The organism is Eudoraea sp. (genome assembly GCF_049669105.1).
In the GTDB taxonomy this organism is placed as follows: domain Bacteria; phylum Bacteroidota; class Bacteroidia; order Flavobacteriales; family Flavobacteriaceae; genus Eudoraea.
This window is the reverse complement of record NZ_JBATKE010000174.1, coordinates 1-6,310: the sequence shown is the minus strand read 5'-3', so window position 1 is coordinate 6,310 and position 6,310 is coordinate 1. Positions and strand designations below refer to the sequence as shown.

Annotated in this window: 3 protein-coding genes and 1 pseudogene; 3 read left to right on the top strand and 1 reads right to left on the bottom strand. The window is 34.9% G+C overall.

The annotated features are described in order from the left end of the window. Positions 1 to 549: 549 nt before the first annotated feature. Positions 550 to 1,158, bottom strand: coding sequence for a superoxide dismutase (locus WBM60_RS13670; protein WP_424261659.1), 609 nt, complete (start codon positions 1,156 to 1,158; stop codon positions 550 to 552). A gap of 118 nt (positions 1,159 to 1,276) precedes the next feature. Here WBM60_RS13670 and WBM60_RS13665 point away from each other — a divergent pair, with 118 nt between their 5' ends. The 3 genes and pseudogenes from WBM60_RS13665 to WBM60_RS13655 form a co-directional block, all read left to right on the top strand. After that, positions 1,277 to 4,384, top strand: coding sequence for a UvrD-helicase domain-containing protein (locus WBM60_RS13665; RefSeq protein ID WP_424283198.1), 3,108 nt, complete (start codon positions 1,277 to 1,279; stop codon positions 4,382 to 4,384). Between the two features lie 2 nt (positions 4,385 to 4,386). Beyond that, the gene (kbl, locus tag WBM60_RS13660) at positions 4,387 to 5,580 is read left to right on the top strand and encodes a glycine C-acetyltransferase (RefSeq protein ID WP_424283197.1); all 1,194 of its coding nucleotides are present in this window, start codon (positions 4,387 to 4,389) and stop codon (positions 5,578 to 5,580) included. Between the two features lie 114 nt (positions 5,581 to 5,694). Beyond that, positions 5,695 to 6,310: pseudogene (locus WBM60_RS13655) on the top strand (OmpA family protein); the annotation flags it as partial.

The following is a 6,310-nucleotide window of genomic DNA, read 5'->3' as shown; positions in this document are numbered from 1 at the left end:
TGGTAAGATTTGGGGAAAAAGGCAGGTGCAAACCTGCCTTTTTATTTTATATGCCCTCTCCAAATATCTCCTTTCACATATAATTCAACTTTACCCCTTTTATAATAAAATATCAGGTAGCGCATTTCAACCGATTAAAAAGAAGTTTAGCCAAAATTTTAATGAACACCAATACTATTAGTTTACATTTGGAGGACCATAGCATAAGTAGGTTAAGTTCATGGTAAGATTTGGGGAAAAAGGCAGGTGCAAACCTGCCTTTTTTATTTCTGATTCTCAGTAAATTATAACTTCTAAAGTCAATATTTTTCTTCCTGATCCAGCCTGTAGCATTAGTTGAAAGCCTAAAATTTACCAAAATTTCTTTGTTATTTCTCACAATACCAGTAATTTAGTAATGCCATAGCATAAGTAGGTTAAGTTTATGGTAAGATTTGGGACGAAAAGGGTGGAGGCTTCTCCGCCCTTTTCTATGGAATAAAAAAACCTCCTTAAGTAATTAAGGAGGTTTAATTTCAAATAAATTTTGAATTAAAGTCTAATTGTTACTTACATATTTGAACTGTACAACTCAGCAACTTTATCCCAGTTGATAATATTAAAAAAGGCACTAATATAATCTGGCCTTCTATTTTGATAATTTAAATAATAGGCGTGTTCCCAAACATCCAACCCCAAAATTGGGTGGCCTCCACATCCGGTTCCAGGCATCAATGAATTATCTTGATTTGGTGTTGAGCAAACTTCTACCTTGCCTCCCTTATGTACACAAAGCCAAGCCCAACCAGACCCAAATCTTGTCGCCGCAGCTTTGCTGAAAACTTCCTTAAAGGCATCAAAAGAACCAAAGGCCTGATTGATAGCTGCAGCAAGGTCTCCGCTAGGTTCACCTCCGCCATCAGGGGACATTATTTCCCAATATAAGGAATGATTGTAATAACCTCCTCCATTATTGCGGACCGCACGATTGGACATGTCTAAATTTTTCAATATATCTGTAATAGATTTATTTGCAAGATCTGTGTTTTCAATGGCCGCGTTAAGATTCGTAGTGTAGCCATTGTGATGCTTTGTATGGTGTATCTCCATAGTTCTTGCGTCAATATAAGGTTCTAATGCATCATATGCATATGGTAGTTTTGGTAATTCAAATGCCATTTCTAAACGTTTTAAGTTAATAATTAGAGTCACTCAAAGTTACTCTATTTAACATATATATTGGCCTAATTATTTGTTAAGAACTCTTTAAGATTATGTAATTTGCAATAAAAAATTAGTGCAGAGCAGCTCATTTAATATCTACAATGCTTCGGCCGGATCGGGGAAAACCTTTAAACTGGTTCAAGAATATCTAAAAATTGCACTTTCCACAGAAAATTCAAATAGTTTTAATCAAATCCTAGCAATCACTTTTACCAATAAGGCTGCCAACGAAATGAAAAGTCGCATTCTTGATAGTCTATTCGAATTTAGTCATCCTGAAAATCCTGAAAAAACTTCCACCTTATTTCGATTATTAGCCAAGGATCTAAATATTGAACATGATCATTTACAAAAAAGGGCTAGCATCACATTAAAGCAAATCCTGCATAATTATGCTTTTTTTGATATATCGACCATCGATAAATTCACACACCGGCTTATTAGAACCTTCGCTAAAGACCTTAAAATTCCTCAGAATTTTGAAGTTGTATTGGATACTGACCTTTTATTAATCGAAGGAATTGATCGGTTAATAAATAAAGCCGGAACGGATAAGGTTTTAACAAAAGTTCTGATCGACTTTGCTTTGGAAAAAATTCAAGACGATAAAAGTTGGGACATAGCGTATGACCTTACTAAAATGGGTAAATTGTTATTTGAGGAAAATCAATCTTATCATCTTGACCTATTAAAAAACAAAAGTCCTCAGGATTTTTTAATTCTCAAAAAATTAATTCAAAAAAGAATCACCCATATAGAGGATGAAGTTAAAGACCTTGCAAAGCAAGCTTCAGAAACAATAGCCGAATCCGGTATTGATTTGGAAGTATTTCCCAGGCAAACCTTGCCCAACCATTTTACTAAAATTTATGACTTGGAATTTAATCCTGCTAAACTTTACAGTAACCAATTAGAAAATAATTTAAAGGAAGGTAAAATTTTTAAATCAGGATTTCAGGCTCCTAATACGGAATTGGTATTCGTCCTTCAAAAATATTTTTTAGAAATTAAAAAAAGGATCTATGATAGAGCCTTTTTACGGAATGCTTATTTAAATATTGTGCCGTTAACAGTTTTAAATGCCATCCATCAAGAAATTAAAACAATTCAGTCAGAACGGGATCAGATACCAATATCCTCATTTAATACGATTATTTCAGATGAAATACGTAACCAACCCGCACCCTATATTTATGAACGATTGGGCGAAAAATACCGTCATTACTTTATTGATGAATTTCAAGATACTTCACAAATGCAATGGGAGAATCTCGTTCCTTTAATAAGTAATGCACTCGAAAGCGAAGATGAACAGGGCAATATGGGTACCTTATTATTGGTTGGCGATGTAAAACAAGCCATCTACAGGTGGCGTGGTGGACGCGCAGAACAATTTCTGAACCTGATTAACAAAGAAACAAATCCTTTTGTGGTAGAACCACATATCAGAACTCTGGAAACAAATTATAGAAGCCGAGAGGAGATTGTAAAATTCAACAACGCCTTTTTTACAGTTACCAGTCCTTTCCTTGCTAGTCCGCAATACAATTCACTTTTTACGGATGGAAATAAACAAGATTTTACTGATAAAGTAGGTGGATATGTAGATTTGAATTTTATTAAAATGCCCAAGGAGAATAAGGATTTAGAGTATTGTAACGAGGTTTTGAGAGCAATTAAAGATGCACGCGTCGATAAGTATAATTATGCTGACATATGTATTCTCACAAGAAAACGAAAGCATGGTATAATTTTAGCCGATTTTCTTATAGAACAAAATATTCCAATAATTTCTTCTGAGACACTTTTGCTGAAGAATAATCCAAAAGTCAACTTTCTAATCAATTTATTAAAGCACATTAACGCACCCGAGGATTCAGAAATTTGCTATGAGGTTCTATATTTTCTTGCCTCAAACAGAGAAAACAAACATGAGTTTATTCAAAAATATATAAACGATTTGCCATCTCTACTAAAAGAGGGTTTCAACTTTAACATGGAACAAATAAGGTATACCTCTTTATATGATGGCCTGGAATGCGCAATAAAACAATTTAAGCTGGTTGAGCATTCAGATGCTTACCTGACTTACTTTATGGATGAAGTCATTGATTCTGAACAAAGGGACGATAACAGTATCGCTTCATTTTTAGACCATTGGGAAAAGAAGAAAGAGAGGCTGAGTATTGTAGCTCCCGAAAATTTAGATGCCGTGCAGATAATGACTATACACAAGGCAAAGGGATTAGAGTTTCCAATTGTCATTTATCCTTTTGCCAACACTAAAATTTATGACGAACTAGAACCCAAGTTGTGGCTTCCTGTTGAGGATTTTGAAGAATTTAAGGAAGTACTGATAAATAAGAAATCAGAAGTTTTACATTATGGAGAAACAGCCAAAACAATTTATGAAGAAGAACAACATAAACTCGAATTGGATGCATTTAACCTACTATATGTAGCACTTACACGAGCTGTCGATAGGCTGATTATAATAACAGAAATGCTTCTTAATGCTAAGAATGAATTTAGATTGGATAACTATTCCGGATTATTTATCCACTTTTTAAAAGCACAAGGAATTTGGGATATAAATAAAGTCAGATATTCCTTTGGATCAGCTGAATTAAAGGAACAAGAAAGACACCTCCCTAAAGCGCAACCTCATATTCCTTTTATATGTACTCAAAAGAATGATGCCAATTTTAATATCATTACACAGTCTGGCAATCTTTGGGACAGCAAAAGAGAAGAAGCAATTATAAAAGGCAACGTAATACACTATGCACTGGGACTTATTAAAACCGAGAGCGATATTGACTCCGCAATTGCCCATATGATCAGAAAAGGAGATCTTAAAGTTGAAGAGGGGGCTCAAATAAAAGAAACAGTGCAACAAATCATTTGGCATCCTAAACTGAAATCGTTCTTTACAGCTGAAAATAACGTTAAGAATGAAAGTGAAATTATAACAGAAAATGGCCTAATTTTGAGACCGGATCGCATGGTGTTTAATAATAACAAGGTCACAATAATTGATTATAAAACCGGGAAAAAAGCTCAAAAATATTATGAACAATTATACACCTATGCCGATGCACTGAAAACCATGGGATATTTAGTTGAAAATAAGATAATAGTCTATATTGATAAAAAAATTACACCAGAATTCATTAATTAGTTATGTACGGAAAAATTAAAGAATATTTAAAAGAAGAACTTAAGGGAATAAAAGACGCAGGACTTTATAAAGAAGAACGCATAATTACTTCGGCTCAGGGAGCAGTGATTAGAGTTTCCAGCGGACAGGAAGTAATAAATTTTTGTTCAAACAATTATTTAGGTTTATCCGCTCATCCCGAAGTAATCAGAGCAGCCAAAGAAACCCTTGATAGCCATGGCTTTGGAATGTCTTCAGTACGTTTTATTTGTGGCACCCAGGATATTCACAAGGAATTGGAAGACAGAATTGCCAAATTCTATGGTACAGAGGACACCATATTATATGCCGCGGCTTTTGATGCCAATGGTGGTGTGTTTGAACCATTGTTTTCAGAAGAAGATGCAATTATATCAGATGCCCTAAATCATGCGTCGATAATTGATGGTGTTAGATTATGTAAGGCCAAGCGATATAGGTACGCCAATAGTGATATGGTTGATCTGGAAACTAAATTAATACAGGCTAATAAAGATAAGGCTCGTTTTAAAATAATTGTTACAGACGGCGTATTCTCTATGGACGGCTTATTGGCGCCATTGGATAAAATATGTGATCTGGCAGAAAAATATGATGCCATGGTAATGATAGATGAATGCCATGCAACCGGATTTATAGGGGAGACCGGGAGAGGTACTTTGGAAGAAAAAGGGGTAATGAACAGGATAGATATTATTACCGGAACGCTGGGCAAAGCTTTAGGTGGTGCAATGGGTGGTTATACAACGGGTAAAAAAGAGATTATTGATATTTTAAGACAACGATCCAGGCCATATTTATTTTCTAACTCACTTGCCCCGGCAATCGTTGGAGCTTCTATTAAAGTATTTGAAATGCTTGAAACGGATACCACTTTAAGAGATAAGCTGGAAAAAAATACAAAATACTTCAAAAAAGGAATGCAAAAAGCCGGATTTGATATTATTGATGGCGATTCAGCAATAGTACCTGTAATGCTCTATGACGCCAAATTATCACAAAAAATGGCAAATATGTTGCTTGAAAATGGTATTTATGTTATTGGTTTCTTTTATCCCGTGGTTCCCAAGGATAAAGCGAGAATACGGGTGCAATTGTCTGCTGCTCATGAAATTGAGCATTTAGACAAAGCCATCAATGCTTTTATAAAGGTGGGTAGAGAGTTAAAAATTATCTGAATCCTGGTTTTAACCTTAAAAAAGCCTTAAAAAAAATAGGAAATTGATTTTGTTAATAATTTTTAACAACTTACATTTGCAGCTAAATAAACACTTAAACTTAAAATTTTGAACATGAAACAGCTTAGCAGATTATTAGTTGTTGGCCTATTAGTATTGGCCTCTAACAGCATACAAGCGCAAGATGAAGATAATCCTTGGCAAATTGGATTTGGAGTAAACGCAGTTGACTTTTATCCAACAGGTAAAGTAAGTTCATTCGGTAACGAATTCTTCAATGCCAATGATCACTGGAACATCCTGCCATCCATCTCTTATGTTGGAATTACCCGTTACGTTGGTGATGGTATCTCCGTTGGCGTTAGAGGTTCTTTAAACCGTATTAAGAAAATTGGTGACCTTGCAGTTGACGATTTGTCTTACTATGGCTTGGATGGAACTATTAAATACAATTTTATAAAAAATACAACTATTGATCCCTTCGTTGAATTTGGAGGTGGTTATAGCTGGGTTGCTGATATTGGAGCCGGTACTATTAATGGAGGTATAGGTGCCAATGTTTGGATGAACGATAACATTGGTTTCACTCTTCAAACACAGTATAAGCACTCTTTTGAAGACTATTTACTTCCACATTTCCAACATATGTTGGGACTTTCCATAAAATTTGGTGGATCTGATACAGATGGAGATGGAATCTATGACAAAGACGATGCTTGCCCAGAAGTAC

Coding starts and splice junctions, on each gene's coding strand:
- kbl (WP_424283197.1), top strand. CDS start 4,387: ATGTACGGAAAAATTAAAGAATATTTAAAAGAAGAACTTAAGGGAATA.
- WBM60_RS13670 (WP_424261659.1), bottom strand. CDS start 1,158: ATGGCATTTGAATTACCAAAACTACCATATGCATATGATGCATTAGAA.